Origin of the sequence: Streptomyces sp. NPDC000594 (assembly GCF_040299965.1) — a bacterium.
In the GTDB taxonomy this organism is placed as follows: Bacteria; Actinomycetota; Actinomycetes; order Streptomycetales; family Streptomycetaceae; genus Streptomyces.
On record NZ_JBEPCY010000015.1, the window covers coordinates 113,759 to 138,926 of the forward strand.

Genomic DNA, 25,168 nt, shown 5'->3' on the forward strand with positions numbered 1-25,168 from the left:
CGGGAGTTCAATCGATTCCCGAAGAGTCGCAAAACCAGGGGGTGACCGACATACGTATCTGTACGTACGGGGAGCGCGCCGAATACGGTTCGATACGGCCCTGAGGGGCCCCGGTCCCAGCGCTTCGGCCGTTCGCACGGTCGATACGTAATCTTACGGAAGCCAGGAAAGGAGACCCGTGGCTACCGTGTTCCTCTACCCACCGGGATGTCCCGTGAGAGAGGACCACCTCATATGTGGCCAGCAGGCTATAAGGCGGCTTTGGCGCTGACGGTCGACTTCGACGCCGAGGAATTGTGGCTCGCCGAGGACCCGGCGAACGCGGCCCGTCCCGGGGTTCTCTCCCAGGCCCGGTACGGCGCGGAAATAGCCGTTCCGCAGCTTCTCGACATGCTGGACCGTATCGGTGTTCCGGCGACGTTCTTCGTCTGTGGCCGGGATGCCGAGAGGTATCCGTCGGTGCTGGAATCCGTGGCTTCCCGTGGGCATGAGATCGGCCATCACGGCCATTCGCACCGTTCTCCGCATCTGATGGCGCGGGAGGAGGAGACGGAGGAGCTGGTCCGTGGGCTGGCGGTGCTGCGGGAGTTCACGGACCGGGTGGCGGGGTACCGGTCGCCGTCCTGGGATCTGAGCCCGCACACGCTGGATCTGCTGGTGGAGCACGGTTTCTCGTACTCCTCCAACCTCATGGACGCGGTGCTGCCGTATGTCCACGCGGGTCATGACCTGGTGGAGATACCGGTCCACTGGACGCTGGACGACGCCCCGCACTTCTGGTTCGACGCCACGAGCTGGGACCGGACGATCCGGTCGGCGCGCGAGGTGGCCGAGGTGTGGGGCGAGGAGGCCACGGCGATCCATGACGGCGGGGGGCTGGTGACGCTCACGGTCCACCCGCAGATCATCGGGCGCCCGGGGCGGCTGCGGATGCTGGAGCGGTTCCTGACCGGGGTGCGGGCGTACGACGACGGTTCGGTCTGGCTGGCGACCTGCGGTGAGGTGGCCGGGGCGACCCGTGCCGCGGCCTCCGGAGCGCGGTCATGACCGGGCGTACCGCCGTGGTCACGGGTGCCGCGCGCGGGATCGGGCGGAGTATCGCCCGGCGGCTGCTCCAGGAGGGCTGGCGGGTACTGCTGAGCGATGTCGATCCGGGCGTCGAGGCGGTGGCCCGGGAGCTGGACGGGTCCGGCGGCGGGGAGCGGCGGGCGGTCGGTGTGGTGGCGGATGTGTCGCGGGCGTGTGACGCGGCGCGGCTGGCCGAGGCGGCCGTGGAGGTCTTCGGCGGGGTGGACGCGCTGGTGGCGAACGCGGCGGTGGGCGGTCCCGACACCGCGCTGCTGGACACACCGGACACGGAGATCCGGCGGGTGTTCGAGGTGAATGTCTTCGGGGTGCTCCACTGTGTCCAGGCGGTCCGGCCGCTGCTCGGGCAGGACGGTTCTCCGGGACGGATCGTGATCATCGGTTCGCTCTTCGCCCAGCAGCCGGTTCCGGGTGCCGGGGCGTACAGCGCCAGCAAGGCGGCGGCGCATTCGCTGATGCGGACGCTGGCGCTGGAGTTGGCACCGGTCGCCACGGTGAACGCGGTGGCGCCGGGCTATGTGATGACCGAGATGCACCGGGAGGAGCTGGACGCGCGGGCGCGGCGCAGCGGGCGTTCGTTCGAGGAGGAGCGGGAGCGGGTGGTGGCCCAGGTGCCGCTGGCCCGTCATGGGGTCGGGGCGGATGTCGCCGACGCCGTGCACTATCTGCTGTCGGGTGCCGGTTATGTCACCGGGCAGACCCTGAATGTGAATGGAGGAGTGCTCACCTCATGAGCCTCATGAGTACGGTCCCTTCCGTACCGCGTCGGCTGGTGGTCAGCGGCGCCGGTTCGGGTATCGGCCGGGCCACGGCGGAGCTGGCCCGGGAGCGCGGCTGGTCGGTCCTGGGGCTGGATCTGGCCGAGGACCGGCGGGCCGGGATCATCGCCTGTGACATCACGGACGAGGGGTCGGTGCGGGACGCTTTCGCCCGGGTGGACGAGGTGTGGGAGGGGGCCGCGCCGGACGCGTTGACGCACTGTGCGGGGGTCTACCGGTTCCGGCCCGCCCTGGAGACGACGGCCGAGGCGTGGGATGCGGTCCTCGCGATCAACGCCCGTGGTTCGCTGCTGGTGGCGTCGGCCGCCGCCCGGCGGATGCGGGAGGGCGGGGGCGGGAGCGTCACCCTGCTGTCGTCCATCGGAGCGGCGCGGGGTGACGCGGGTGAGCCGAGTGCGGCGTACAGCGCGAGCAAGGGCGCGGTGGAGTCGCTGACCCGGCAGCTGGCGGTGGAGTGGGGCCCGTACGGGATCCGCTGCAACGCGGTGGCGCCCGGGGTGATCGATACGCCGATGACGACGGTGTCCGGCGATCCCGGGGCGTTCGAGCAGGTGCTGCGGAGGATTCCGGCGCGCAGGCTCGGGACGGCCGAGGAGGTGGCGCGGGTGTGCCTCTTTCTCGCGTCGGCGGAATCGGCTTATGTGAGCGGCACGATCATCGCCGTGGATGGAGGACAGAGCGCGTCATGACGACCACAGATGCCACGATCCCGCCGGTTCCCGGGGACCCTTCGGCCGCGAGGCGTTCGCACCCGCTGGTGATCCGGGCGCACGGTGGGCCCCGGGAGCGCGGCCGGTACTACGGGGTGGCCGCGAAGGACCGGATCCTGCTCTCGATGGAGAACTACGAGCGGGTGTACACGACCTTCGCCGGGCTGCGGTGGGAGGAGGCGACGGCGCTCGCGGAGACCTTCGTCCCGGTGATCTCCGCGTGGCGGCCGGAGTATCTGGAGGAGATGGAGGGCATCGCGCTGGGGGCGGGGGTGTCGTTCGAGGACATTCTGGCGCTGAATCTGCGGACGGAGATCCTCTTCTCCGGCAAGGCCCGTGCGATAGCCGAGGCCACCGGGGTGCGGACGCCCGGCGAGTGCACGGCCTTCTGCGATCTGCGCGGACCGGAGCCGGTGGTGGGGCAGAACTGGGACTGGATCCCGTTCTCGCACGACACGGTGGTGGTGCTGGAGGCGGTGCCGGAGCACGGTCCCCGGTGGGTTTCGGTGGTGGAGGCGGGGCTGCTCGCGAAGTTCGGGATGAACTCCGCCGGGGTGACGGTGCTGACCAACGCCCTGGTGACCTCGCTGGACGTGGGGGAGCCGGGGGTTCCGTACCACCTGATGCTGCGGGCGCTGCTGGAGTCGGAGTCGGTGGTGGCGGCCGAGGCGGTGCTGCGGGATGCCGACCGGGCGTCCTCGGCCAACTACCTCCTGGTGGGCGAGGGCCGTGGGGTGGACGCGGAGACGCGTCCGGGCGGCGGGGACGAGATCGCCTGGCAGCGGGTGGGCCAGGACGGCTGTCTGATCCACTGCAATCACTTCACCAGTGAGGAGTCGGTCTTCGCGAAGCCGGGGACGGACCATGGTCCCCGGGTCATGCCGGACACGCTCTTCCGGCGGGAGCGGGCGCTCGCGCTGGCGGAGCTGATGCCGACGCCGTCGGTGGCGGGGTGGCACGAGGTGCTGAGTGATCACGCCAACTTCCCGGACGCGATCTGCTGTCACCCGGATCCGGCGGAGCACGAGTTGGAGCAGGGGTCGACGGTGGCGAGTGTGGTGATCGAGCCGGCGCAGCGGCTGATGCATCTGGTGCTGGGGCATCCGTGCGCGGTGCCTCGGGTGACCTACGACTACCGCGAGTTCTTCGCCGCCTGAGCGGGACAGCGGCCCAGGGAGCGGCGCGGTGCCGCTGTCCCGCTCAGGCCACGCTGATGACCTCCTGGCCGGTGCGGGAGAGCCGGTAGGTGAGGGTGGGCTGGGAGAGGCTTTGGTCGGCCGTGTCGTAGGGGTAGCCGCAGGACGACTGTCCGGGGCCGGCGAAGAGGTAGGTGCCGTTGACGCCCCGGTAGGCGGAGTCGCGGAGGTAGGCGTCGACGGCCTCGGGCCGGAAGGAGCCGGTGACGGAGAACGCGGCGTGCAGCATCCGTACCTGGTCATAGGCGGCGCTGGCCTGGCTGCGGCCGGGCGGGGTGCCGAAGGTGCGGGCGTAGGAGTCGCTGAAGCGGCGGCCCAGCGGGTCGTCGGGGCGGCCGGTCACCGTGGACCAGATGACCTCGGCGTCACCCGTGGTGGGGGCGAGCCGCCGGGCGAAGCCCGGCACCGACGGGGTGTAGATGTGGTAGGTGCGCTGGTGCGGGTTCCGGGCGACCAGGGCGTTCTGGATCTCGGCGGCGGTCTCCACGTTGAGGTGGGAGACGACCACGATGTCGGGCCGGTCCGCGAGGACCTCGGTGATCAGGGTGTCGATGTCGTCGACGGCGAGGCCCACGCCATGGGTCGACGCGACGGTCCAGCCGATGTCGTGCACCCGGGTGGCGAAGGTGCCGTCCGTGACGGCGCAGCCGTAGCCGTCGAGTTCGATCACGGCGAGTCTGGGCCGGTCCGCGCCGCCGGTCGCGGGGTGGGACCGCAGATAGGCGAGGAGCGCGGAGCCGTAGGCCGTCTCCGACGGGCAGGTCTGGAAGACGTGCCCGTAGCGGCGCGGGTCCTCGCGTACCGCCTCCACACTGCGGGTCCAGGTGTTGGTGTGGAGGAAGGTCCGGCCGAAGTCGGCGGCGAAGCCGAAGACGGCGGGGCTGAGGGCGCTGGCATAGCTGCTGGTCACGGCGTCGACATCGGCGGCGGTCAGGGCGGCGAGCCCGTCGCGTACCGAGGTGTCGTCCAGGGGGTCGACATGGACGACGACATGCTCGACCGAGCGGCCGTCCTCGTGGAGCAGGGCGTTGATGTTCCGTACGGCCAGCTCGGCGCCCTGCGCGGTCTCCCGGCCGTCCGCCGCGAAGGCGCCGCCGACGGCGATCGTCCCGATCCTGAGGGTGTCCCGGCCCGCCGACCGGAAGCGGCGCGGCGCCGGGGTGGCGATGGTGCGCGCGGTGCCGGCGTCCCGCTCGATGTCGAGCACCCGTACCCCGGAGCGCATCTCCACTCCGCCGGGGATCGGCAGCCGGATCAGATCACGGTCCACCGCGAGGGCGCTGAGTCCGGCGCGGGAGTCCTGGCCCAGCTTCTTCAGCAGCCGTTCGACCTGGGTGGTCACCGTGCGCACACTGGTGCCGAGGCGGCTGGATATCTCGCGGTTCGACAGCCCCAGCGCGACCAGCGAGATGATGTCGATCTCCCGCGCGGTGAGCCCTGCGGGCGGCCCGCTGAGCGGTCGCACACTGAGCGAGACCACGGCCCGCGCGACCGGCCGCATCTCCAGGCTGATCCACGCCCACCGCCCGTCCTCGCACCACAGGAACTGGGCCGCCCGCAGTCCGCTCGCGTGGAACCCGGCGACCCGCCGCAACAGCGCGGCGCTGAGCCCGAGCGCTCCGTCCTGGCCGGGCCCGGGGCCGTCCACCGGCGTGAGGGTCACATCCCAGGAACGCTCGGCGCCGGTCTCCACACCGAGGGGCTGAGGCTGAAGCGAACGCACGACGGCTCCTCTCGTCCAGGCCCCCTGCCCGAGCGGCCCCACTTCCCTGATTCCGACCCGCCGCTGGGTGACGGACCCCGCGCATGCACCTTAGACCGAATGGGGCGGATGGGGCCATAGCGGCCGGGATCGGGAGACGGGGGTGACGGCGGGGACGGGCAGGGCGAACGATGAGGGGTGGTGTCGCGTCGTAGGGGAAACACCGTAGAAGGCCGGGGAGCGGGGCGTCGGTCGCCCAGGGTGGCCGGTCGGTACGCGTGACTCCGAGTGGACGAGGTGATGTGGATGGCACAGGACACCGCAAACGACCCGGGCGCGGCCCCGGGCCCGAAGGACAGGTGGCGGCGGTGGTCGCGGCGGAGGCGGGTGCTGACGCTGGTCGCCGCCGTCGGTGCGGCGGGGGCCGTCGCGGCGGGCACGGTCGCGGCCGTCCACTACGCCGGTACCGAGGAGAGCGGCGGAGTCGCCGCCTCCGCGAAGCTCACCCCCGCCGGCGAGGTCGCCTGCGCCAAGGTGATTGCCGAGGGCACGGTGGCCCGTACCGAGACCCAGGGCGACCGCAGCCGGGTGGTCCTCGACGTGGCCCGCTATCTCAAGCCGGAGCGGGGCCCGGAGGAGACCACGTTCACGGTGCCACGCGCCGAGGCGGGCTACTTCCCCGAGGGCGAGCGGATGCTGATCAGCGTCTCCCGCTTCCCGAAGGAGCCCGTCCAGTCCTTCACGGGAGCGGAGGCCACCCTCGCCTGGGACCGCCTGGCGGCGGACCTCCCCGCCTCCCGCGACATGACCTGCGACCACCCGGGCTAGACCGCTGTTGCCGTTGTTCCCGTGGCTACTTTCGTGGCTACCTTCGTGGCTACGTTCGTACCTGGGCGGTCCCGTTTTGCACCGGTATGCACAGGGAGCGGGCCAATCTCACCGTCTCCTAAAAAAGGGCTTCTGACCTGCATGTTTGCTGGTCAGAAGCCCTGAGGGGCAGACGAGCCTGGCTGTACGCCGGGTTCTGTACCCCGGGACCTCGCGGTCGTCGGGGTGACGGCCATCCATCTAGGACCGGTGTTGCCACCGGCCTCGTGCGGTCTACCCGCGGACTCGGGCGAGCAGCCCTCGAACGTCCGCGCAGGAGCGCCGGGGCGCTCCCTCTTGACCTTGCTCCGGGTGGGGTTTACCGAGCCGCCTGAGTCACCTCAGGCGCTGGTGGTCTCTTACACCACCGTTTCACCCTTACCGGGGACCGAGGTCCCCGGCGGTCTGCTTTCTGTGGCACTGTCCCGCGGGTCACCCCGGGTGGGCGTTACCCACCACCCTGCTCTGTGGAGCCCGGACGTTCCTCGGGAGGCCCCCGAAGGGTCCCCACGCGGCCGCCCGCCCGGCTCGTCTGCCGTGTCGACCATGCTACCCGGCGGCGGGGAAGGCGTTGACCCTGTCGCGACGTCATGGTTTCCACTGGGGGCATGAGGATCGGAGAGATCGCCGACATGGCGGGGGTCACCCCCCGTACCGTTCGCCACTATCACCACCAGGGTCTGCTGCCCGAGCCGGAGCGCCGGGCCAACGGCTATCGCGACTACGGGCTGCGCCACGCGGTCCTGCTCGCCCGGATCAGGCGGCTGACCGAGCTGGGACTCGGCCTCGCGGAGGTACGGGACGTCCTCGCCGACGAGGCCGGGCGGGAGCTGGTGGAGGTCCTGGCGGAGCTGGACGCCGATCTGGCACGGGACCAGGCACGGATCGCCGCGCGGCGCGAGCGGCTGGCGGTCCTGATCGAGCAGGCGCGCGAGGGCCGGCTGCCCGCCGAGGGGCCCGTGTCGGAGGAGCTGGCGGGGCTGCTGGGCGGGCTCGGGCCGAGTGATTCACCCATCGCCGCCAAGGACCGCGCCCATCTGACGCTGCTGGACACGATGGTGCCGGAGGACCGGCGGGCAGGGTTCTTCGCCGCGCTGCACACTCTGGTGGACGACCCCGGGCGGGTGTCCCGGACCCAGCGGCTCTACGAGCGGCTCGACACGCTGGCGACGGCGGGTACGGACGACGCGCGGATCGAGCCGCTCGCCCAGGAGCTGGCCGGGCTGATGCCGGACGAGCTGCTCGGGCTGATGGAGGACGACACCGGCGGTGGCCCGGCGACACAGGGGCTCGATGGCGCCTTCGGCGAGGCGCTCCTCGCCGATTTCGCGCCCGCGCAGGCGGCCGTCGTCCGGCGGATGATGGAGCTGCTCGCGGTACGGGTGGCGGAGCGCGCGCGGCGGCGTCCCGGGAAGAGCCCGGAGGGCGGGGCATGAGGGGGATCACGGCCCGGCTGCTCGTCCATGAGCTGCGGACCCTGCACGGCATCGGTCTCTGGGTGGTCCGGCGGCGCCATGGGGTGAACGCGGGGGCGCACCCTGCCCCGTACACCGGTCCGCAAACCGCGCTGATGTGGGGATTCATCGTGGTGTCGGTGATCGAGACGATCGCCCTCGCGGTGCTGATCCCCTGGCCCGTCATCCACCGGGTGATGCTGGTGATCGATGTGTACGGGCTGTTCATGGCGGTCGGTCTGCACGCGGCCTGTGTCGTCCGGCCGCATGTGGTGGAGGCCGATGGAGGGCTGCGGATACGGTACGGGGCGCTGTTCGATCTGCGGCTCGCGGCGGCGGAGATCCAGGCGGTACGGGTGGAGCGGCGGTTTCCGGCGGGACAGGTGGTGCAGCCGTGTGACGACGGGTCGCTGGAGGTGATCGTCGCCGGGCAGACCACGGTCGTGGTGGAGCTGGTGGCGCCGGTGGAGTACGTACGGCCGCTGGGACGGCGGGGCACGGCGCACACCGTCCGCTTCCATGCCGACGACCCGGCGGCGCTGGTGGCGGCGGTCCGCGCGAGACGTACCGGAACGATCGCTTCCTGACGGCGGGCGCCTCTGCGGGTGTCTCCCGGTCCCGTCGCCGGGCCATGTCGCCGGGCCAAGGCCACCCGTCACACCAGGGCGAAACGAACCTTCGCCACCCCGGGTTCCGCCTGGGTGAGCCGCACCCGGACCCGGTCGCCGAGTGGCAGGGGCCCGGTGCCCCCGACCGCGCCGACCACGGCGGGGTCCTCCAGCTGGACGGTCCCGAGAGCGGGGTCCCGCTCCTGGACATCGATGACGACCGCCGGGAACTCCTCCCCCACCCGGTCCCGGAGCAGCGCCGCCTCGACCAGGTCGACGGTCTCGCGTTCGGCGGTATTGGCCCGCCGGGACCCGGTCGCCATCTCGGCGGGAAGGGTGTCGAGCGCGGCCAGCACCCACTCGGGGATGCCCCGGCCGGCGCAGGCGGCGAGGGCGATCTCGCCGGTGTAGCGGTCGACGAGCCGCCGCAGCGGGGCGGTGCAGTGGGTGTACTCGGCGGCCACCGCCGCGTGCACGCTGGGGGTCGGGAGCCGGCCGCCGGTGAAGACGGTGTAGCCCGCACCGCGCAGCAGTCCGGTGCACTCCTGGAGGAAGGCCGCGTGCCGGGGCTCACGGGGGTCGAGGGAACGGATGATCTCCGCGTACGGGACATGGTGCGGCCAGTCGATGCCCAGCGCCGTCGCCGAACGCCGCAGCCGGGCCACCGATCCGTCGGGGGCGATGGGGAGCGTCCGCAGGATGCCCGTGCCGGTCGCGGTCATGATCTCGGCGGCGGTCATTCCGGTGAGGAGGGAGATCTGGGCGTTCCAGCCCTCGGCGGGACGGGGTGCGCGGTAGCTGAGCCGGTAGGCACCGTCCTCCTCGCCGATCTCCTGCTCGGGGACCTGGAGGGAGATCCCGCCGCGTTCGCGTTCCAGGGCTTCGCGCAGCACGCCGATGGTCCGGAGCAGGGCCAGGGGTTCCTCGGCGGTACCGGTGTCGATCAGCCGCTGCGCGGTGGCGTAGTCGTACCGGATCCGGCTGCGCACCAGGGAGCGGCGGACATCGGCGGCGACGGCCCGGCCCTCGGCGTCGAGGTCGATCCGCCACAGCAGCGCGGGTGCCGGGTGACCGGGGAGCAGGCTGGCGGCGGAGGCGGAGAGGACGGGCGGATGGAGGGGGACGGTGGTGTCGGGGAAGTAGAGGGTCTGGACCCGGCGGTGGGCCTCAGAGTCGAGCGCGCCGCCGGGCCCGACGAACGCGGCGACATCGGTGATGGCGTAGTGGACGCGGTAGCCGGACTCATGGCGGGCCAGATGCATGGCCTGGTCGAGATCGGCAGATCCGGGCGGGTCGATGGTGAAGAGGGGCAGGTCGGTGGCGTCGGCCCCGGGGCCCGCGCCGGGGAGGCGGGGGTGGGCGGCGGCCCGCTCGGCCTCGGCGAGGACGGCGGGCGGGAAGTCGCCGGGGAGCTTCAGACCGGTCCGGAGGGCGCGCAGCGCGGCGGTCAGCGGGGCCTCGGCTGCGCCGGTGGTACGCATCGGACGGCGGGGCATGACAGTGAGCCTAGGCGGGGTGGGGATGCCCGGCACGGTCGCGCGCCGCCGCTGCTCCCACGGGTTTTCCTGCGGGTTCCCTGCGCGGAGGGCCCGATTCCCGGTGGCCGGGCGTCGTTCGCCGCCGGCCGCAGGGGAACGCGCGCTTCCGGAAGCGCGGGCGATCAATCACCCGGACGAGTGACTGCGTGAACACATCTCATTACTTATCGTAGAAGTGGGAGAGGTTGCGGGAGCGGCACTCGGGCAGGCCGGCAGGGACGGGCAGGACACCCGACCGGCAGGGCGAGCGACCGGCAGGGCACAGGACGGGCAGCGCACACGGCCGACGGAGCACTCGACGGACGGAGAGGAGGCCGACCACGCGGCGCGGGACACAGTGGCAACACCGGGCATGGGACACACGACACGGAACACATCGCGCGGGACACACGGCGCATCCGGGCGGGGCATGCGGGGCGGGACGGTCGAGGTCAGGGTGGTCGGGGCGCGTACCCTGGCGCGGGGCGGCGCCGCGCGAGCGGTGGGCCGCCCTCCCCCAACACCGTCGCGCGCCCCACGTCCCCGGCGTGCGGCCCGCGCCGTGAGGAGAGCGTCCGTGCTCGTACTGTTGCCGCCGTCCGAGGGCAAGGCCGCGTCGGGGCGCGGGGCCCCGCTCAAGGTCGAGTCGCTGTCGCTGCCCGCGCTGGCCGAGGCGCGTACGGCGGTCCTGGACGAGCTGGTCGAGATGTGCGCATCGGACGAGGAGCGGGCGCGGACGGTCCTCGGGCTGAGCGAGGGCCTGCGCGGCGAGATCGCGAAGAACACCGAACTGCGGACAGCGGGCGCACGGCCCGCCGGGGAGATCTATACGGGGGTGCTGTACGACGCGCTGGGGCTCGCGACCCTGGAGCCGGAGGCCCGGCGCCGGGCCAGGCGTTCGCTGCTGGTCTTCTCCGGGCTGTGGGGCGCGGTGGGAATCGGTGACCGGATCCCTTCCTACCGCTGCTCGATGAGGGTGAAGCTGCCCCGGCTCGGGGCACTCGGGGCACACTGGCGGGCCCCGATGGAGAAGGCGTTGCCGGAGGCGGCCGGCAGCGGGCTGGTACTCGATCTGCGGTCGTCGGCGTATGCGGCCGCCTGGAAGCCGAAGGGAGAGGTCGCGGAGCGCACGGCGACGGTCCGGGTGCTGCACGCGCAGATGGTCGACGGTGTGGAGAAGCGGTCCGTGGTGAGCCACTTCAACAAGGCGACCAAGGGACGGATCGTGCGCGATCTGCTGAACGCGGGGGCGAAGCCGAAGGGACCCGCCGAGCTGGTCGGGACCCTGCGGGAGCTGGGGTACGCGGTGGAGGCCGAGGCCCCGGCACGGGCGGGGCGGCCCTGGGCGCTGGATGTAGTGGTGACCGAGATCCACTGAGGATCCACCGAGTCAGCCTCACAAAGCCATCGCATTGCAGAGGACGCAACGAGCGTTGCGAGGTGTGCGGGGCCACGGCAGGATGAGGCCATGACCTCCGTTCTTGATCTCGCTCCCGTCGTTCCCGTCGTCGTCATCGAGGACGCCGCCGATGCCGTCCCGCTCGCGCGGGCCCTGGTCGCGGGCGGGCTGACCGCGATCGAGGTGACCCTGAGGACGGCGGCGGCACTGGACGCCATCCGGGCCATCGCCGCCGAGGTCCCTGAGGCGGTCGTCGGTGTGGGCACGGTCGTCTCCCCCGAGCAGGTGGAGACGGCGGTGACGGCCGGGGCACGGTTCCTGGTGAGCCCGGGGTGGACCGACCGGCTGCTGACGGCGATGCAGGGCTCCGGGGTGCCCTTCCTGCCCGGCGTCTCCACCACCTCGGAGGTGGTGGCCCTGCTGGAGCGGGGGGTCAGCGAGATGAAGTTCTTCCCGGCGGAGGCGGCGGGCGGGACGGCGTATCTCAAGTCCCTCGCCGGTCCGCTGCCGCAGGCGCGGTTCTGCCCGACCGGCGGGATCTCCCTGGCGTCGGCACCCGCCTATCTCGCGCTGCCGAACGTGGGCTGTGTCGGCGGCACCTGGATGCTCCCGGCGGACGCCCTCGCCGCCAAGGACTGGGACCGGGTCCGCTCCCTCGCGGCCGGGGCGGCGGCCCTGCGCGGCTGAGCGCACCCCACCGCGCCGTACCCGTACCGCCCGCCCGCCCGGCACACCCGTACCACCCGGCAACACCCAGCGCCGTGCCGCGCGCACCCCGTGCGGCACACCCCTGCACCCGTGCACCCGTACCCCCGTACAGCGCACCGCCCGGCCCACCGGAGATGGCGGACCGGGCGGTGCGGTGTGACAGGGAGGGTGTCAGGTGCGCAGATGGGCGGTGTCGTTGAAGAGCCGCACCGAGGCGTTGCCGTCGGTGTAGTAGGACACCGCCGACAGCGACGCGGCGGCGAGTTCCATCCGGAAGACGGACTCGGGCGGGGCGCCGAGGGCGAGCCGGACCAGGGTCTTGATCGGGGTCACATGGCTCACCACCAGGACCGTACGGCCCGAGGAGCGTGCCACCAGCCGGTCGCGGGCGGCCGAGACCCGGCGGGCGACGGTGGCGAAGCTCTCGCCGCCGCCGGTCGGAGCCGCCTTCGGGGAGGACAGCCAGGCGTCGAGGTCAGCGCCGTAACGCTCCTGCACCTCGGCGAAGGTCAGCCCTTCCCAGGCGCCGAAGTCGGTCTCCCGCAGCCCCTCCTCGATCCGGACGTCGAGGTTCAGCCGGGTGGCGACGGCTTCCGCCGTCTCCCGGCAGCGCCGCAGCGGTGAGCTGACGATCTCCTGGACGGTGCCACGGGCGGCCAGTGCGGCGGCCACGGCATCGGCCTGGCGTCGGCCGACCGGGGAGAGTTCCGGGTCATGGGCGCCGCCACTGCCGGAGAAGCGCTTCTCCGGGGTGAGGGCGGTCTCACCATGCCGCAGCAGGACAAAGGTGGCGGGGGCGCCCAGATCGGCCGGGGCCGCCCATCCCCGGGCCGGGGCGGCGGCGCGGGCCGCCGTGGTGTCCCGCTCCTCCCGGAGCGCGGTGGCCCCGGAGCGCCCCGCCGTGGCGGCGGTGCCCGTACCCGCGGGGACCGCCGGGCCGGTGCCCGTACCGGAGAGGGCTGCCGTGGAGGCGGCTGTTCTGGAGAGGGCCGCGCGGGCCCTGGCCGCGCCCGCCGTGGCGTCACCGACCACCCGGGCGGCGCCCTCGTCCCGGGTCGCCTGCTCGGCCCGGGAGCGGGAGGGCTCCCACTGCCTGCCCTGCCGGCCCGCGTCCATGGCCTCGTTGGCGAGCCGGTCCGCGTGCTTGTTCCGCTCGCGCGGGATCCACTCGTAGCTGACCGACGACCTCGGGAAGACCCGCCCGGCCTCGGCGGCCAGCGGCTTCATGTCCGGGTGCTTGATCTTCCAGCGGCCCGACATCTGTTCCACGACCAGCTTGGAGTCCATCCGGACCCGGACACTGGCCGTGGGGTCGAGCGCGAGGGCCGCCTTCAGGCCGGCCACCAGACCCTTGTACTCGGCGACATTGTTGGTCGCGACGCCGATGTACTCGGCCGTCTCGGCCAGCGTCTCACCGGTGGTCGCGTCGAGCACCACGGCGCCGTACCCCGCAGGTCCCGGGTTGCCCCGGGAGCCTCCGTCGGCCTCGACGACGAAGGTGCGCATCAGAGGCCGGACTCGGCGGTACGCACCAGGATGCGGCTGCAGTTGTCACAGCGCAGCACGGTGTCGGGGGAGGCGGAGCGCACCTCGTTCAGGCCGGTGATGTCGAGTTCGAGGCGGCAGCCCTCGCAGCGGCGCTGGGAGAGCCGGGCCGCGCCGACGCCGCCCTGCTGGACGCGGATCTTCTCGTAGAGGGCGAGAAGAGGGGCCGGCACGGCGGTGGCGACGGCCTCGCGGTCGCGGGTGACCGAGGCCGCCTCGGAGTCCAGGCCGCCCTGAGCGGTGTCCCGGCGGGTGGTGGCGTCGTCAACCTTGGCCTGAACGGCGGATACCCGCTCGGTCAGTTCGTTGACGCGCTCCTGCGCGGCCTCGCGGCGCTCCATCACATCGAGGACGACGTCCTCCAGATCGCCCTGGCGCCGGGCCAGCGAGACGATCTCCCGCTGGAGGCTCTCCAGGTCCTTGGGCGAGCTGACGGCACCGGAGTCCAGCCGCTGCTGGTCGCGGACGGCGCGCTGCCGCACCTGGTCCACGTCCTGCTCGGCCTTGGTCTGCTCGCGGGCGGTGTCGCTCTCCTCGGTCTGGGCTGCGACCAGCAGATCGCGGAGCTGGGTGAGGTCCTTGGTGAGGGAGTCGATCTCGGCGTGCTCGGGCAGCGACTTGCGCTTGTGCGCGAGCTGGGACAGGCGCAGATCGAGGGCCTGGACCTCAAGAAGTCGGATCTGGTCGGCGGGCGCGGCGTTCAGTTGGGGGCTCCAGGAGAAGAGAATCGGGATGACCAGGGATCGGTGACCGTGTGCGAGACATGGACCCGGAGGTTCCAGCCGTGCCGGTCGGAAATCTCGTCGAGCTGTGCGGCGGCCTGCTCGCACCAGGGCCACTCGGTGGCCCAGTGCGCGGCGTCCACCAGCCCGAGCGGTGAGTGCTGGGTGGCCTCGGAGACGGGGTGGTGGCGCAGATCCGCGGTGAGGAAGGCGTCCACGCCCGCGGCGCGCACGGCGTCGAAGAGGCTGTCACCGGAGCCGCCGCTCACCGCGACCCGGCGGACGACCGCCTCCGGGTCACCGGCGAACCGGATGCCCTGCGCGGTGGCGGGAAGCCGCTTGGCGGCCCGCTCGGCGAAGGCGGCCAGGGTCTCGGGGTGCTCAGGCTCACAGATCCGGCCGAGGCCCCTGCGGCCCGCCGGATCGGTGGGATCGGGCACCAGCGGGCCGAGGACCCGCAGGTCGAGCGCGCCGGCGAGGGCGTCGGAGACCCCGGGGTCGGCGCTGTCGGCGTTGGTGTGGGCGACATGCAGGGCGATGTCGTTCTTGATCAGGGTGTGGACGACCCGTCCCTTGAAGTGGTCGGCGGCGACCGTCGTGGTCCCCCGCAGATAGAGGGGGTGGTGGGCGACGATCAGCTGGGCGCCGAGCCGGATGGCCTCCTCGGCGATCTCCTGAACCGGGTCGACGGCGAAGAGTACGCGCTCGATCCCGGCGTCGGGATCGCCGCAGACGGTGCCGACCGCGTCCCACTGCTCGGCGCGGGACGGGGGCCAGAGGGCGTCGAGGGCGGCGATGACTTCGGAGAGGCGGGGCACGGAAACAGGTTACCCGCGCCGGGCACCCGCCCGGTCTGGGCCTCCGGCCGGGCTCCGGCGCCGCGCCCGCGCCCCTCCCCCGGCCCCGCGCCGCCCCACGACGGCGCCGGACGGAGCCCGGGGGCGTCGCGGAGGGGGTCCCGGCCGACCCACGGGCCGCACATGGATCACATATGACTCCCTTTCTCAGCTGATTACCCCCATGACCACCCTTATGTGTGAACGGGTCGGTGGCGCGTTGTTCGGCAGGAAGTGCGAAACCTACGTTCGTGGCTGGAGGTGACTGTCCGATGACAGCCTGTGCTATTGAGACCAGGGGGACGCGTGAGTCCGCTGACTCCGCCAGAGCCAACGGATCCGTCCTGACCGCCCTCGCCACCGGTCATGGCGCGGACCCCGCTACGGTCCGGCCGGTACCGGGGGACCCGCTCGGCGTCGGCGGCCAGGGCCGGATCGCCATGACCGCCGACGGCGCCTACGCGGCGCGGCTCGCGGGCGACGGTGAGGCCCTGTTCGCGGAGCGGTGGACACTCGACGGGCCGGAGCCGTACGCGGTACCGCTCCCGCTCGGCCAGCCCGAGGAGCGCAGCACGGGGGTGCTGCCGCTCGGCGACGGCCGGGTGCTGATCCGGCGCCGGGTGGCGGGACGCCATATGTTCTCGCTCGTCTACCCCGCCGGGCCGGGGACGGGTGAGGTCTGTCTCGGCGGCATCGAGACCCACCGTCCCGCGCTGCTGCTGCCGCCGTCCCCGGACGGCGCCCGTGCCTATGTGGTCGTCCCGGGTGCTCGGTCCAGCGCGGTGTGGCTGGTCGCCGGGGGTGCCGCCTTCGGCCCCGAGTATGTCGCCGAGGTGCCGGGCCACTGCACGGGCGGTGTCTGGCTGGACCGCGCCGGGCGGCTGCTGGCGCTGGACCGGCGGGACGGCGACGGGCCGGTGAAGACGGTCGCGGTCGATCTGGCCCGGGGCGGCGAGACCACGCCGCTGCTCCAGATCACCGAGGAGAGCCAGGACCGGCTGCTGCTGGCGGACCCCGACAGCGGGCTGCTGCTGATCCGCTCGGACGCGGCGGGCCAGGAGCGGCTGGGCTGGGGGGTCATGGGGAGCGACCGCCCGGTGCGCTTCCCGGACTGTCTGCGGCTGCCGCACTGCGCGGTGACCCCGTTCGCGGTGCAGCCGGGGCAGGCCCTGGTGCCGGAGAGTTCCGGTGTGGCGCTGCGGATCGAGGGGCCCTCCGGGAGCTGGCTGGGCGTCTGGCGGCCCGCGGGGCGGCGGCTGCATCAACTGGCGGCACCCCAGGGCTGGCTGACGGGTACGGGGCTGTGGAGCGGCGAGGGTGAGCTGCGGCTGCCGTACACCGCCGGGGCGGACGGGTGCGGGATGGCCCGGGTGGACGCGGCGGCGCTCTTCGCCGGGGAGGCCCCGCTGCCGCCCCGGGTGCACCGCAGGCCCCCGGCGATGACCGCGCGGCCCGCTCTCGCGCCGGGCCGTGCGCCGTCCGGGCCCGCCGGGTCCCCGGGCTCGGGCCGGGGGGTGACGATGGCCAAGCGCCGGGAGCCCGTTCCCCCGGCGGCGATGACCCCGGCGGCGATGGCCCCGCCGGCCCCCGCACAGGCCCCCCGGCCGGCTCCGGCGGCCCCCGCCGCACCGACCGTGACGACGACCGCGCACCGTACCCCCGCACCCCCGGTGGGCCCGATGGCGCCGGTCGTCCCGGGAGCGCCGATGGCTCCCGGCGCACAGGGCGCGCACCGGCCGGTCCCGTTGCAGCAGGCGCCCCTCGTAGGACGGTTGGGGTTTCGTTAAACTCTGCGCCCTGTGTTTTTTCAGTATTTTCAGCGACCGCACACGTACATGACGGGGGAAACTCCCTATGCCAGATGGCCGGACCGAGACGACTGAGGCCCGACCGAACCACGAAGACACGACCGATGAGGGCGCGGGTAGGCACCGGGGGGTGGCCGCCGCGGCCGAGAACACCCAGGACGAGCCGCACGGCAGGCATCGCAGGCCCGCCGGCGCGGACACCGCCGCCTGATCCGGCGGCCCTGAACGACCCCTCGGGCCCCCGGCTCCCTGTGAGCCGGGGGCCCGTCGTACGTCCGGCCCGTCGTACGTCCGGCCCGTCGTGCACCCGGCCCACCGTGCGTCCGGCCCGACCGGACTCCGGGTCAGTCCGCGCGGCGGAGGGCGAGGATCTCCGGGGCGGCGAACCCCTCCGGCCGCTCGGCGAAGTACGGCCCGAGGGCCCCGTCCAGCTCCTCATGGGCGAAGCGGTCCTTCGCCGCGCTGAAGACCGCCGCCACCTTGGGGCGTTCCACGACCGCCACCATCCCGCCGTGCACCACCAGCAGCTGGCCGTTGACCCCGCTCGCCGCCGGGGAGGCCAGATATCCCACCAGCGGGGCCACCTGCTCGGGCGCCAGCGGGTCCGGGGCGCCGTCGCCGGGCGGCGGGAAGCCCGCGAACACATCCTCGGTCATACGGGTACGCGCGCGGGGGCAGATGGCGTTCGCCGTCACCCCGTACCGGGCCAGCGCCGTGGCGCTGGAGGTGGTGAGGCCGACGATGCCGCCCTTCGCCGCCGCGTAGTTGGGCTGGCCCGGCGAGCCGCTGAGGAAGGACTCGGACGAGGTGTTGACGATCCGTCCGTGGACCGGTCCGCCGGTCGCCTTCGACCGCTCGCGCCAGTGCGCCGCCGCGAAACGGGTGGTGTTGAAGTGGCCCTTGAGATGGATACGGATCACCTCGTCCCACTCGCTCTCGCTCATCGAGAAGACCATCCGGTCGCGGAGGATGCCCGCGTTGTTGACCAGGATGTCCAGCTTCCCGAACTCGGCCACCGCCAGGCCGATCAGCTCCCCGGCGGTGGCGTGGTCGCCGATGTCGCCGTGGTGGGCGACGGCGGTGCCGCCCGCCGCCCGGATCTCCGCGACGACCTCGTCCGCCGGGGCCGCCGACGACCGGCCCGATCCGTCCCGGCCGGGTCTGCCGTAGTCGTTGACGACGACCCCCGCGCCGAGCCGGGCGAGTTCCAGCGCCTCCGCGCGGCCGAGCCCGCGCCCGGCGCCGGTGACGATCGCGGAGAGTCCGTCGAGTGGCTGGGGCATGGTGCGGTTCCCTTCGGTGGTGGTGCCGGCCTGGGCGGGAAGGACGCGGAAACGCCCGGGGGAGCCGGGGGGGGACCCGGTCGATCCGGTGGACGCGATGAACCCGGGAGATCCGGTGCACCCGGGAGATCCGGTGCACCCGGGAGATCCGGTGCACCCGGGGGATCAGAGTTCGATGCAGGTCCGCAGCGCGACCCCGGTCCGCATCTGCTCCAGCGCGTCGTTGATCCCGTCGAGCGGCACCCGGTGGGTGATCAGACCCGCGAGGTCGATCCGGCCCGCCCGCCACAGTTCGATGATCCGCCGGTACGAGGTGACGGCGTCGGCGCCGCCGAACAGCGAGGGCAGGATCCGCTTCTCGTCGAAGAACAGCTCGAACATGCTGAGCTTGAGGAAGTCGTCCGTGGCGCCCGCGCCGACGATACAGAGGGTGCCGCCGCGCCGGGTGGCCTCATAGGCGGCCCTGGCGGTGGTGGACCTGCCGACCACCTCGAAGACATAGTCGAAGCCCTCGCCCCCGGTGAGGCGCTGCTTGGCGTCCGCGAGGGCGTCCGGGGCGACCGCCTCGTCCGCGCCGAAGCGCAGGGCGGCCTCCCGGCGGGAGGCGACCGGGTCGACGGCGACGATCCGGGCGGCGCCCTTCAGCCGGGCGCCCTGGAGGGCGGAGAGACCGACGCCGCCGCAGCCGATCACGGCGACCGAGGCACCGGCGGCGACATCGGCGGTGTTGAGCGCGGCACCGATACCGGTGGTCACCCCGCAGCCGATGAGCGCGGCGATGTCGAAGGGCACATCGTCGGGTATGGGTACGGCACTGGCGGCGTCCACGACGACCTCCTCGGCGAAGGTGCCGATGCCCGCGAAGCCGAGGATGTCCTGACCCGCGTGGACGAAGGCGGGGGTGCCGACCTTCATGAAGCCGCTGAGGCAGAGCTGGCTCTGGCCGCGCTCGCAGGACGGACAGCCGCCGCACGCGGGCAGCCAGCCGATCAGGACCCGGTCGCCGGGGCTCAGCCCGGTCACCCCTTCCCCGACCTCCACGATCTCACCCGCGCCCTCATGACCGGGGACGAACGGTACGGGCATCGGCAGCACCCCCGACATGGCCGAGACATCGGAGTGGCAGAGCCCGGTGGCCCGTATGCGTATACGTACCTTTCCCGGGCCGAAGCCCACGGTCTCGACGCCGTCGAGCACCTCCAGTTCGGTCCCGCCTGTCTTCCGCAGCACGGCTGCGCGCATGGTGAGGCTCCTGTCCTGTGTGTGTTCGCTGGTACGTGTGGATCGGCCGGAGCAAGACGGCCGGGAGAGCGACCGGGGGGGGACCGGGGGTACGGGGGACCGGAGGGCTCAGCCGTGTTCGACCACGGTGTCCGAGAGCACCGGGGCCTCGTCCCGTTCGACCGCGACCGCCGTCACCCGTACCGCACCGTCCCCGGCCCACATCCGGATCCGCAGGGTCTCGCCCGGGAACACCACCCCGGTGAAGCGGGTGCGGTACGAGCGGACCCGCACGGCCTCCCCGCCCAGCAGGGTGTCGACCACCGCTTTCAGGGTGATGCCGTACGAGCAGAGCCCATGCAGGATCGGCCGGTCGAAGCCGGCGAGGGCGGCGAAACCGGGGTCGGCGTGCAGGGGGTTGAAATCCCCGGAGAGCCGGTACAGCAGCGCCAGGTCCTCGCGGATCGGCCGCTCGACCGTGCGGTCCGGGTCGCCGGTGGGGGGTGCGGCGCGGCCGGAGGGGCCGCGCTCGCCGCCGAAGCCCCCTTCGCCCCGGACGAAGATGCTGGAGTCGCTGGTCCACAGCGGGCCGTCGGCGTCGGCCGCCTCCGCGCGGAGCACCAGCACCGCCGCGGAGCCCTTGTCGTACAGGGCGGCGATCCGCGCGGTGGAGACGGCGGTGCCCCGGGCGGGGAGCGGCCGGTGCACCCGGACCGACTGGCCGCCGTGGAGCACGGCGGCGAGGTCGATGTCGATACCGGGGGCGTCGAGCCCGCCCACCAGGCCCTGGCCGGCCCCGGCGACGGTGGCGAAGCTCGGCAGCACCTGGAGCCGGGACTCCAGGGTGTAGCGCAGTTCGTCCGGGTCGGTCGCGGGGACTCCGGCGCCGATCCCGAGGTGATAGAGCAGGACGTCCTTGTGGTCCCAGCTGATCCCGGCGCTGCGGGGCGGTGCCGCGAGGGCCGTGGCGGGGTCGATGGGCATATCGGTGCACAGCTCCCTTGGTCGCCGGTCCGGGCCACCGGCCCGATCGCTTCCGCTCAACCGCTCCACCGCGCCGGTACGGGGCCGCTGGGCCGGTGGCTCCGTGTCGCCACGGCCCCCGGGCGGAGGAGGCCCTCGGCCCCGGGCGGAGAAGACCCCGGCACGGCCGTCCGCACCGTCGGCCGCGCCGAGGTCGCACGGGACCGGCCCGGCGCTCGTTCTAGAACGCGTTCTAGGACCGGCTGCCTATGTATAACGCAGCCTCCAAGCGATGGGAAGGCCACCCGCGCCGCCCTCGCCCACCGCGCCACCCGCGCAGCCGCACCGCCCGGCCACCCGGCCACCCGAGCCGACCACGCAGCCCTCGCCCCCGTACCACCCGGACCGACCGCCCCGCCCTCGCACCCGTACCACCCGGACCGACCGCCCCGGCCGGGGCTCCCGGAGTACGGACCCGTCCCGACCTACGATGCGCCCGTGGAAGAGATCCCCCGGGACCATCGTCCGGGCCGTGATGTCCGTCTGCTGCTCGCCGAGGACGAGGGGACGCCCCGGGGCGCGCTGGCGTTACGGCTCGGTCTGGTGACCGGGTTCGCCGTGGTCGGCCAGGTGGGCCGGGGCGACGAGGTGGCCCGTACCGCACTGGAGGTACGCCCCGATGTGGCCCTGCTGGATGTCGATCTGCCGGGGCTCGACGGGTTCGGGGCCGCCGCCGCGCTGCGGGACGAGGTGCCCGAGTGCCGGGTGGTGCTGCTGACGCACAGCGCCCGGCCGGGCCGGCTGCCCCGGGCCCTGGCGGCGGGGGCGGTGGGGCTGCTGGTGAAGGACGGACCGGTGGAGGAACTGGCACGGGCGGTACGGCGGGTGCTCACCGGGGAGACCGTGATCGACCCGGCGCTCGCGGCAGCAGAACCAGGCTGACCAGCGCCCCGGTGAGCATCAGCCCCGCACCGACCTGGAACGACTGGGCGTATCCGGCGGTGAGGTCGACGGGGTCCTCGCTGCCGCCCGTCCGGGCCGCCGCGATGGTCGAGAGGACCGCGAGCCCGATCGCGCCGCCCATCGTGCGGGAGGTGGTGACCAGCCCCGAGACCAGGCCGGATTCACCGGGCGCCGCGCTCTCCGTGGCGACCGCGGCGAGCGGGGTCGCGGCGAGCCCGATGCCCATCATCATCAGGATGCCGGGGCCGAGGATGGTCCCGAGGAAGGTGCCGTCGGCGGTCATCGTGGACTGCCAGGCGAATCCGCACCCGGCGGTGAGCAGCCCGCCGACGGCGACGGTCCGCGCCCCGACACGGGCCATCAGCCAGGGGGCGAGGGTGGAGCCGAGGACGATGCTGATGGAGCTGGGGATGAGGGCGAGCCCCGCCTCCAGAGGGGTGTATCCCAGGACGTTCTGCGCGTACACCGTCATAAAGAACCACATGGCGAACGAGGCCGAACCGCAGAGCATCATCGTCGCGTTGGCGGAGGTGACCGCGCGGGAGCGGAAGAGCCTCAGGGGGACGAGCGGGGCCGCGGTCCGCGCCTCCACCAGGACGAAGAGGGCGAGCAGCGCGACTCCGGCCAGCAGCGGGACCAGGGTGGCGGCGGCGGCCCAGCCGGACTCCTCGGTCTGCACCACGCCATAGGCGACGGCGGCGAGGCCCCCGGTGACCAGGATCGCGCCCGGCAGGTCGAGTCGGCGGCCGGCGGTGTCCCGGCTCTCGGTCAGCCAGAGGGCCGCGGCGAGCATCACCAGGGCGCCGACCGGGACGTTGATCAGCAGGACCCAGCGCCAGGAGAGCAGTTCGGTGAGGGCGCCGCCGACGAATCCACCGGTGGCGCCGCCCGCCGCGCCCACCGCCGACCAGGTGCCGATGGCGCGGGTGCGCGCGGCGCCGGGGGCCACGGCGGCGGTGACGATGGTGAGGGTGGCCGGGGCGAGGATGGCCGCGCCCAGCCCCTGGGCGGTACGGGCGGCGAGGAGCTGCCACCCCTCCTGGGCGAGTCCACCGGCGAGGGAGGCCGCGGTGAAGAGGGCGAGTCCGGTCAGGAAGGTGCGCTTACGGCCGAAGAGGTCGGCCGCCCGGCCGCCGAGGAGCATGAATCCGGCGAACGCGATCGAGTAGGTGTTGAGCACCCACTGGAGTCCGGTGGTGGAGAGTCCGAGGTCCGCCCGCATCGAGGGGAGGGCGACATTGACGACGGAGACATCGAGGACGACGAGGAAGTGCCCGGCACAGGCGGCGAGCAGCACCGGCCAGGCACGGGCGGGCACGGGGGAGGCGGCAGGCGCGCCAGCCGAGTCGGGGGAAGAAGGGGAGCTGGATATGAGGGTCTTCCGGGCGCCTGGGGCGTCGGACGGGGGGTGGGCCATGGGGCCATGGTTCCAGCAGGGCTTCCACCCCGTACATCCCATATACCGCGCATACCCGTAGCGCACGGACCGCGGACGAACCGCGGCGCACCGGCCGGGTACGGATCGTGCAGACGGGTCGGGTACGGGTCAGGGGCGGCGCAGCAGGGTGACGACGGCGGCGCCGCCCAGGCCGATGTTGTGCGCGAGACCGATCCTCGCCCCCTCCACCTGGCGGTCCCCGGCCTCGCCGCGCAGCTGCCAGACCACCTCGGCCGCCTGCGCGAGCCCGGTGGCGCCCAGTGGATGCCCCTTGGAGATCAGCCCGCCGGAGGGGTTGACCACCCAGCGGCCCCCGTAGGTGGTGGCCCCGCTCTCCACCAGCTCCCCGGAGGCGCCCTCGGCGCAGAGGCCCAGGGCTTCGTAGGTGAGGAGTTCATTGATGGAGAAGCAGTCGTGCAGCTCGATGACATCGACCTCGTCGATCCCCAGACCGGCGGCCTCCTGGGCGAGCCGGGCGGCGGCGCGGGACATCGGGACCCCCACCACGTCGAGGCAGCTGCCGGAGGCGAAGGACTCCCCGGTGTCGGTGGTCATGGCCTGCCCGGCGATGGCGACCGCCCGGGAGCGCAGCCCGTGCCGGGCGGCGAAGCGTTCCGAGACGACCAGGACCGCCGCCGCGCCGTCCGATGTGGGCGAGCACTGGAGCCTGGTGAGCGGGGCGTGGACGGCGGGTGAGGCCAGGATCTCCTCGGCGCTCCAGACCTCGCGGAACTGGGCGCGGGGGTTGGCCGCCGAGTGACGGTGGTTCTTGGCCGCCACGGCGGCGAGCTGTGCGTCGGTGGTGCCATGGCGTTCCTTGTGCTCCCGGGCGGCGTTGCCGAAGATCTGAGCGGTGGGCGGGGTCCTCGCGAAGCCATGGGCGGCGGCCATCACCCCGTAGTGGCGGGCGACGGGCGAGTGGGCGAAGTCCCCGCTGTCCGCGCCCGCGCCGAGCGGGCCCTTGCGCATCGTCTCGAAGCCGAGGGCGAGGACGCAGTCGGCGGCGCCGCCCTCGACCAGCTGGCGGGCGAGCATCAGGGCGGTGGCGCCGGTGGCGCAGTTGTTGTTCACATTGCAGACGGGGATGCCGGTGAGGCCGAGTTCATAGAGGGCGCGCTGTCCGGCGGTGGAGGGCTGGAAGCAGTAGCCGGCGACGGCCTGGTCCACCTCCTCGTAGGCGATCCCGGCGTCGGTGAGGGCCTGGGTCCCGGCCTCCCGGGCCAGTTCCCAGTAGGCGAGGTCACGGGTCTCGGGCTTGGTGAACGCCGTCATTCCGACACCGGCGATCCAGCTCTGGGCCATGGGCTCGCTCCTTCGGCCACGGGGGCGACGGGGTGCTCCGGCAGTGCCGAGCGGAAGAGTAGAACACGTTCCAGTACGAGGGAAGCCCGCCGACGCCGCCGCCGGGGCACATACACAGGACCCGGTACGGGGGTACGGGGGCGGGCCCGGCCGCCCCCGGCCCGTACGGCACCATGGGCGGCCCGGACGAACGACCCCGCCACCAGGAGGAACCCCCCGATGACCACGAGCACCGCCGCACCCGGGCCCCGGACCCTCGCCGCCTTCGAGGAGGCCAAGGGCTTCATGCCGCGCGCCGAGGGGCTGGCGCTCCACGCGGCGGCCGTGGCGGCGGCGGCGCTCGGACTGCCCCTGCTGGAGGTGGGCACCTACTGCGGACGTTCGACGCTGCTGCTCGCCGACGCCGCACGGGCCGCCGGGGTCACCGCGGTCACCGTCGACCACCACCGGGGCAGCGAGGAGCAGCAGGAGGGCTGGGAGTACCACGACCCGTCGGTGGTGGACCCGGAGGTCGGCCGGATGGACACCCTGCCGACCTTCCGGCGCACGCTCCACCGGGCCGGTCTGGAGGACCACGTGGTGGCGGTGGTCGGCCGTTCGCCGCAGGTCGCCCGGCTCTGGTCGGCGCCGCTCGGGCTGGTCTTCATCGACGGCGGCCACACCGACGAGCACGCGACCGCGGACTACGAGGGCTGGGCGCCCCATGTCGCCGACGGCGGGCTGCTGGTGATCCACGATGTCTTCCCGGACCCGGCCGACGGCGGACAGGCCCCGTACCGGATCCATCGGCGGGCCCTCGCCTCGGGCGCGTTCACCGAGGTGTCGGTGCGGGACTCGCTGCGGGTGCTGCGCCGCACCGGCCCGGGGATCTGACCGTACGGGAAACGGCGATCCGGGCGTACGGAAGACGGCGATCCGGCCGTACGGGAAACGGGGATCCGGCCGTACGGAACAGCGCACCCGGCCGTACGGGAACGGGGCACCGGGCCGCCCCGAAGCGCCCAAGTCCCGGGAATCCACGCCGTGGAGGAGCCGGGGAAGAGCAGGTCGTGGGGAGAGCG

General features: G+C 73.3%; 21 protein-coding genes, 1 other RNA gene and 1 pseudogene. 12 read left to right on the top strand and 11 right to left on the bottom strand.

Going from position 1 to position 25,168, the window contains the following annotated elements; genetic code table 11:
* Positions 1-261: 261 nt before the first annotated feature.
* Genes ABT354_RS21575 through ABT354_RS21590 form a run of 4 tightly spaced genes read left to right on the top strand, consistent with a single transcriptional unit; the run spans position 262 to position 3,732 of the window.
* Positions 262-1,047 (top strand): polysaccharide deacetylase family protein, encoded by a 786-nt coding sequence (locus ABT354_RS21575; RefSeq protein ID WP_351496168.1) that lies wholly within the window; start codon positions 262-264, stop codon positions 1,045-1,047.
* A complete protein-coding gene (locus tag ABT354_RS21580; protein WP_351496170.1) occupies positions 1,044-1,820 on the top strand; it encodes an SDR family NAD(P)-dependent oxidoreductase in 777 nt (258 codons plus the stop codon). Before ABT354_RS21575 ends, ABT354_RS21580 begins: the two co-directional genes overlap by 4 nt.
* On the top strand, positions 1,817-2,554 hold the full coding sequence (locus tag ABT354_RS21585; RefSeq protein ID WP_351496171.1) for an SDR family NAD(P)-dependent oxidoreductase: 738 nt from the start codon (positions 1,817-1,819) through the stop codon (positions 2,552-2,554). The genes ABT354_RS21580 and ABT354_RS21585 overlap by 4 nt, the downstream gene beginning before the upstream one ends.
* Complete coding sequence (locus tag ABT354_RS21590; protein ID WP_351496173.1) at positions 2,551-3,732, top strand: C45 family autoproteolytic acyltransferase/hydrolase; 1,182 nt, start codon at positions 2,551-2,553, stop codon at positions 3,730-3,732. The genes ABT354_RS21585 and ABT354_RS21590 overlap by 4 nt, the downstream gene beginning before the upstream one ends.
* Positions 3,733-3,775: 43 nt before the next feature.
* Here ABT354_RS21590 and ABT354_RS21595 read toward each other — a convergent pair whose 3' ends face one another.
* Positions 3,776-5,494 (bottom strand): ABC transporter substrate-binding protein, encoded by a 1,719-nt coding sequence (locus ABT354_RS21595; RefSeq protein ID WP_351496175.1) that lies wholly within the window; start codon positions 5,492-5,494, stop codon positions 3,776-3,778.
* Between the two features lie 285 nt (positions 5,495-5,779).
* Between ABT354_RS21595 and ABT354_RS21600 the strand changes: the two genes are divergently transcribed.
* Positions 5,780-6,301 (top strand): hypothetical protein, encoded by a 522-nt coding sequence (locus ABT354_RS21600; RefSeq protein WP_351496177.1) that lies wholly within the window; start codon positions 5,780-5,782, stop codon positions 6,299-6,301.
* 169 nt (positions 6,302-6,470) lie between these two features.
* On the opposite strand, the gene rnpB is transcribed toward ABT354_RS21600, so the two are convergent.
* An RNA gene (rnpB, locus tag ABT354_RS21605) (RNase P RNA component class A) lies at positions 6,471-6,871 on the bottom strand.
* A gap of 77 nt (positions 6,872-6,948) precedes the next feature.
* Between rnpB and ABT354_RS21610 the strand changes: the two genes are divergently transcribed.
* Together ABT354_RS21610 and ABT354_RS21615 are read left to right on the top strand one after the other, a co-directional pair.
* A complete protein-coding gene (locus tag ABT354_RS21610) occupies positions 6,949-7,776 on the top strand; it encodes a MerR family transcriptional regulator (protein ID WP_351496179.1) in 828 nt (275 codons plus the stop codon).
* Positions 7,773-8,381: a hypothetical protein gene (locus tag ABT354_RS21615; protein ID WP_351496181.1), complete on the top strand. Its 609-nt coding sequence runs from the start codon at positions 7,773-7,775 to the stop codon at positions 8,379-8,381. Before ABT354_RS21610 ends, ABT354_RS21615 begins: the two co-directional genes overlap by 4 nt.
* A gap of 68 nt (positions 8,382-8,449) precedes the next feature.
* On the opposite strand, the gene ABT354_RS21620 is transcribed toward ABT354_RS21615, so the two are convergent.
* Positions 8,450-9,898, bottom strand: coding sequence for an RNB domain-containing ribonuclease (locus ABT354_RS21620; RefSeq protein WP_351496183.1), 1,449 nt, complete (start codon positions 9,896-9,898; stop codon positions 8,450-8,452).
* 598 nt (positions 9,899-10,496) lie between these two features.
* Here ABT354_RS21620 and yaaA point away from each other — a divergent pair.
* Together yaaA and eda are read left to right on the top strand one after the other, a co-directional pair.
* Positions 10,497-11,297, top strand: coding sequence for a peroxide stress protein YaaA (gene yaaA / locus ABT354_RS21625; protein WP_351496185.1), 801 nt, complete (start codon positions 10,497-10,499; stop codon positions 11,295-11,297).
* Positions 11,298-11,387: 90 nt separating this feature from the next.
* Complete coding sequence (eda, locus tag ABT354_RS21630; protein WP_351496187.1) at positions 11,388-12,005, top strand: bifunctional 4-hydroxy-2-oxoglutarate aldolase/2-dehydro-3-deoxy-phosphogluconate aldolase; 618 nt, start codon at positions 11,388-11,390, stop codon at positions 12,003-12,005.
* A 192-nt stretch (positions 12,006-12,197) separates the two neighbouring features.
* Here the strand turns inward: eda and ABT354_RS21635 are convergent, their stop codons facing one another.
* From ABT354_RS21635 to ABT354_RS21645, 3 genes are read right to left on the bottom strand one after another with little or no spacing between them, the layout of a single operon-like run.
* Positions 12,198-13,532, bottom strand: a complete 1,335-nt coding sequence (locus ABT354_RS21635) for a bifunctional RNase H/acid phosphatase (RefSeq protein WP_351496189.1) — start codon at positions 13,530-13,532, stop codon at positions 12,198-12,200.
* Positions 13,532-14,275: a zinc ribbon domain-containing protein gene (locus ABT354_RS21640; RefSeq protein ID WP_351496317.1), complete on the bottom strand. Its 744-nt coding sequence runs from the start codon at positions 14,273-14,275 to the stop codon at positions 13,532-13,534. The genes ABT354_RS21635 and ABT354_RS21640 overlap by 1 nt, the downstream gene beginning before the upstream one ends.
* Positions 14,272-15,111, bottom strand: coding sequence for a Nif3-like dinuclear metal center hexameric protein (locus ABT354_RS21645; protein WP_351496191.1), 840 nt, complete (start codon positions 15,109-15,111; stop codon positions 14,272-14,274). Before ABT354_RS21645 ends, ABT354_RS21640 begins: the two co-directional genes overlap by 4 nt.
* Positions 15,112-15,401: 290 nt before the next feature.
* Between ABT354_RS21645 and ABT354_RS21650 the strand changes: the two genes are divergently transcribed.
* Positions 15,402-16,916 (top strand): hypothetical protein, encoded by a 1,515-nt coding sequence (locus ABT354_RS21650; RefSeq protein WP_351496193.1) that lies wholly within the window; start codon positions 15,402-15,404, stop codon positions 16,914-16,916.
* 365 nt (positions 16,917-17,281) lie between these two features.
* Here ABT354_RS21650 and ABT354_RS21655 read toward each other — a convergent pair whose 3' ends face one another.
* From ABT354_RS21655 to ABT354_RS21665, 3 genes are all read right to left on the bottom strand, one after another.
* Positions 17,282-18,220 carry a 3-oxoacyl-ACP reductase gene (locus ABT354_RS21655; protein WP_351496195.1) on the bottom strand — a complete coding sequence of 313 codons (939 nt, stop codon included), beginning with the start codon at positions 18,218-18,220 and terminating at the stop codon, positions 17,282-17,284.
* A 165-nt stretch (positions 18,221-18,385) separates the two neighbouring features.
* Positions 18,386-19,462, bottom strand: coding sequence for a Zn-dependent alcohol dehydrogenase (locus ABT354_RS21660; RefSeq protein WP_351496197.1), 1,077 nt, complete (start codon positions 19,460-19,462; stop codon positions 18,386-18,388).
* Positions 19,463-19,570: 108 nt separating this feature from the next.
* Complete coding sequence (locus ABT354_RS21665) at positions 19,571-20,425, bottom strand: MaoC/PaaZ C-terminal domain-containing protein (protein WP_351496199.1); 855 nt, start codon at positions 20,423-20,425, stop codon at positions 19,571-19,573.
* Positions 20,426-20,902: 477 nt separating this feature from the next.
* Here ABT354_RS21665 and ABT354_RS21670 point away from each other — a divergent pair.
* Positions 20,903-21,334 (top strand): annotated as a pseudogene (locus ABT354_RS21670) (response regulator); the annotation flags it as partial.
* On the opposite strand, the gene ABT354_RS21675 reads toward ABT354_RS21670, so the two are convergent.
* Entirely contained in the window at positions 21,294-22,784 is a 1,491-nt protein-coding gene (locus ABT354_RS21675; protein ID WP_351496201.1) for an MFS transporter, read from the bottom strand. The pseudogene ABT354_RS21670 and the gene ABT354_RS21675 overlap by 41 nt on opposite strands.
* Before the next feature lie 129 nt (positions 22,785-22,913).
* On the bottom strand, positions 22,914-24,107 hold the full coding sequence (locus tag ABT354_RS21680) for a thiolase C-terminal domain-containing protein (protein ID WP_351496203.1): 1,194 nt from the start codon (positions 24,105-24,107) through the stop codon (positions 22,914-22,916).
* A 219-nt stretch (positions 24,108-24,326) separates the two neighbouring features.
* Here ABT354_RS21680 and ABT354_RS21685 point away from each other — a divergent pair, with 219 nt between their 5' ends.
* Positions 24,327-24,980 (top strand): class I SAM-dependent methyltransferase, encoded by a 654-nt coding sequence (locus ABT354_RS21685; RefSeq protein WP_351496205.1) that lies wholly within the window; start codon positions 24,327-24,329, stop codon positions 24,978-24,980.
* The last annotated feature ends 188 nt before the right edge of the window (positions 24,981-25,168 follow it).

Excerpts from the sequence above, each read along its gene's own strand:
- ABT354_RS21650 (WP_351496193.1), top strand. The coding sequence starts at position 15,402 with ATGACAGCCTGTGCTATTGAGACCAGGGGGACGCGTGAGTCCGCTGAC.
- ABT354_RS21680 (WP_351496203.1), bottom strand. The coding sequence starts at position 24,107 with ATGGCCCAGAGCTGGATCGCCGGTGTCGGAATGACGGCGTTCACCAAG.
- ABT354_RS21590 (WP_351496173.1), top strand. The coding sequence starts at position 2,551 with ATGACGACCACAGATGCCACGATCCCGCCGGTTCCCGGGGACCCTTCG.
- eda (WP_351496187.1), top strand. The coding sequence starts at position 11,388 with ATGACCTCCGTTCTTGATCTCGCTCCCGTCGTTCCCGTCGTCGTCATC.
- ABT354_RS21635 (WP_351496189.1), bottom strand. The coding sequence starts at position 13,532 with ATGCGCACCTTCGTCGTCGAGGCCGACGGAGGCTCCCGGGGCAACCCG.
- ABT354_RS21665 (WP_351496199.1), bottom strand. The coding sequence starts at position 20,425 with ATGCCCATCGACCCCGCCACGGCCCTCGCGGCACCGCCCCGCAGCGCC.
- ABT354_RS21585 (WP_351496171.1), top strand. The coding sequence starts at position 1,817 with ATGAGCCTCATGAGTACGGTCCCTTCCGTACCGCGTCGGCTGGTGGTC.
- ABT354_RS21615 (WP_351496181.1), top strand. The coding sequence starts at position 7,773 with ATGAGGGGGATCACGGCCCGGCTGCTCGTCCATGAGCTGCGGACCCTG.
- ABT354_RS21685 (WP_351496205.1), top strand. The coding sequence starts at position 24,327 with ATGACCACGAGCACCGCCGCACCCGGGCCCCGGACCCTCGCCGCCTTC.
- ABT354_RS21610 (WP_351496179.1), top strand. The coding sequence starts at position 6,949 with ATGAGGATCGGAGAGATCGCCGACATGGCGGGGGTCACCCCCCGTACC.
- ABT354_RS21600 (WP_351496177.1), top strand. The coding sequence starts at position 5,780 with ATGGCACAGGACACCGCAAACGACCCGGGCGCGGCCCCGGGCCCGAAG.
- ABT354_RS21580 (WP_351496170.1), top strand. The coding sequence starts at position 1,044 with ATGACCGGGCGTACCGCCGTGGTCACGGGTGCCGCGCGCGGGATCGGG.
- ABT354_RS21620 (WP_351496183.1), bottom strand. The coding sequence starts at position 9,898 with ATGCCCCGCCGTCCGATGCGTACCACCGGCGCAGCCGAGGCCCCGCTG.
- ABT354_RS21660 (WP_351496197.1), bottom strand. The coding sequence starts at position 19,462 with ATGCGCGCAGCCGTGCTGCGGAAGACAGGCGGGACCGAACTGGAGGTG.
- ABT354_RS21675 (WP_351496201.1), bottom strand. The coding sequence starts at position 22,784 with ATGGCCCACCCCCCGTCCGACGCCCCAGGCGCCCGGAAGACCCTCATA.
- ABT354_RS21655 (WP_351496195.1), bottom strand. The coding sequence starts at position 18,220 with ATGCCCCAGCCACTCGACGGACTCTCCGCGATCGTCACCGGCGCCGGG.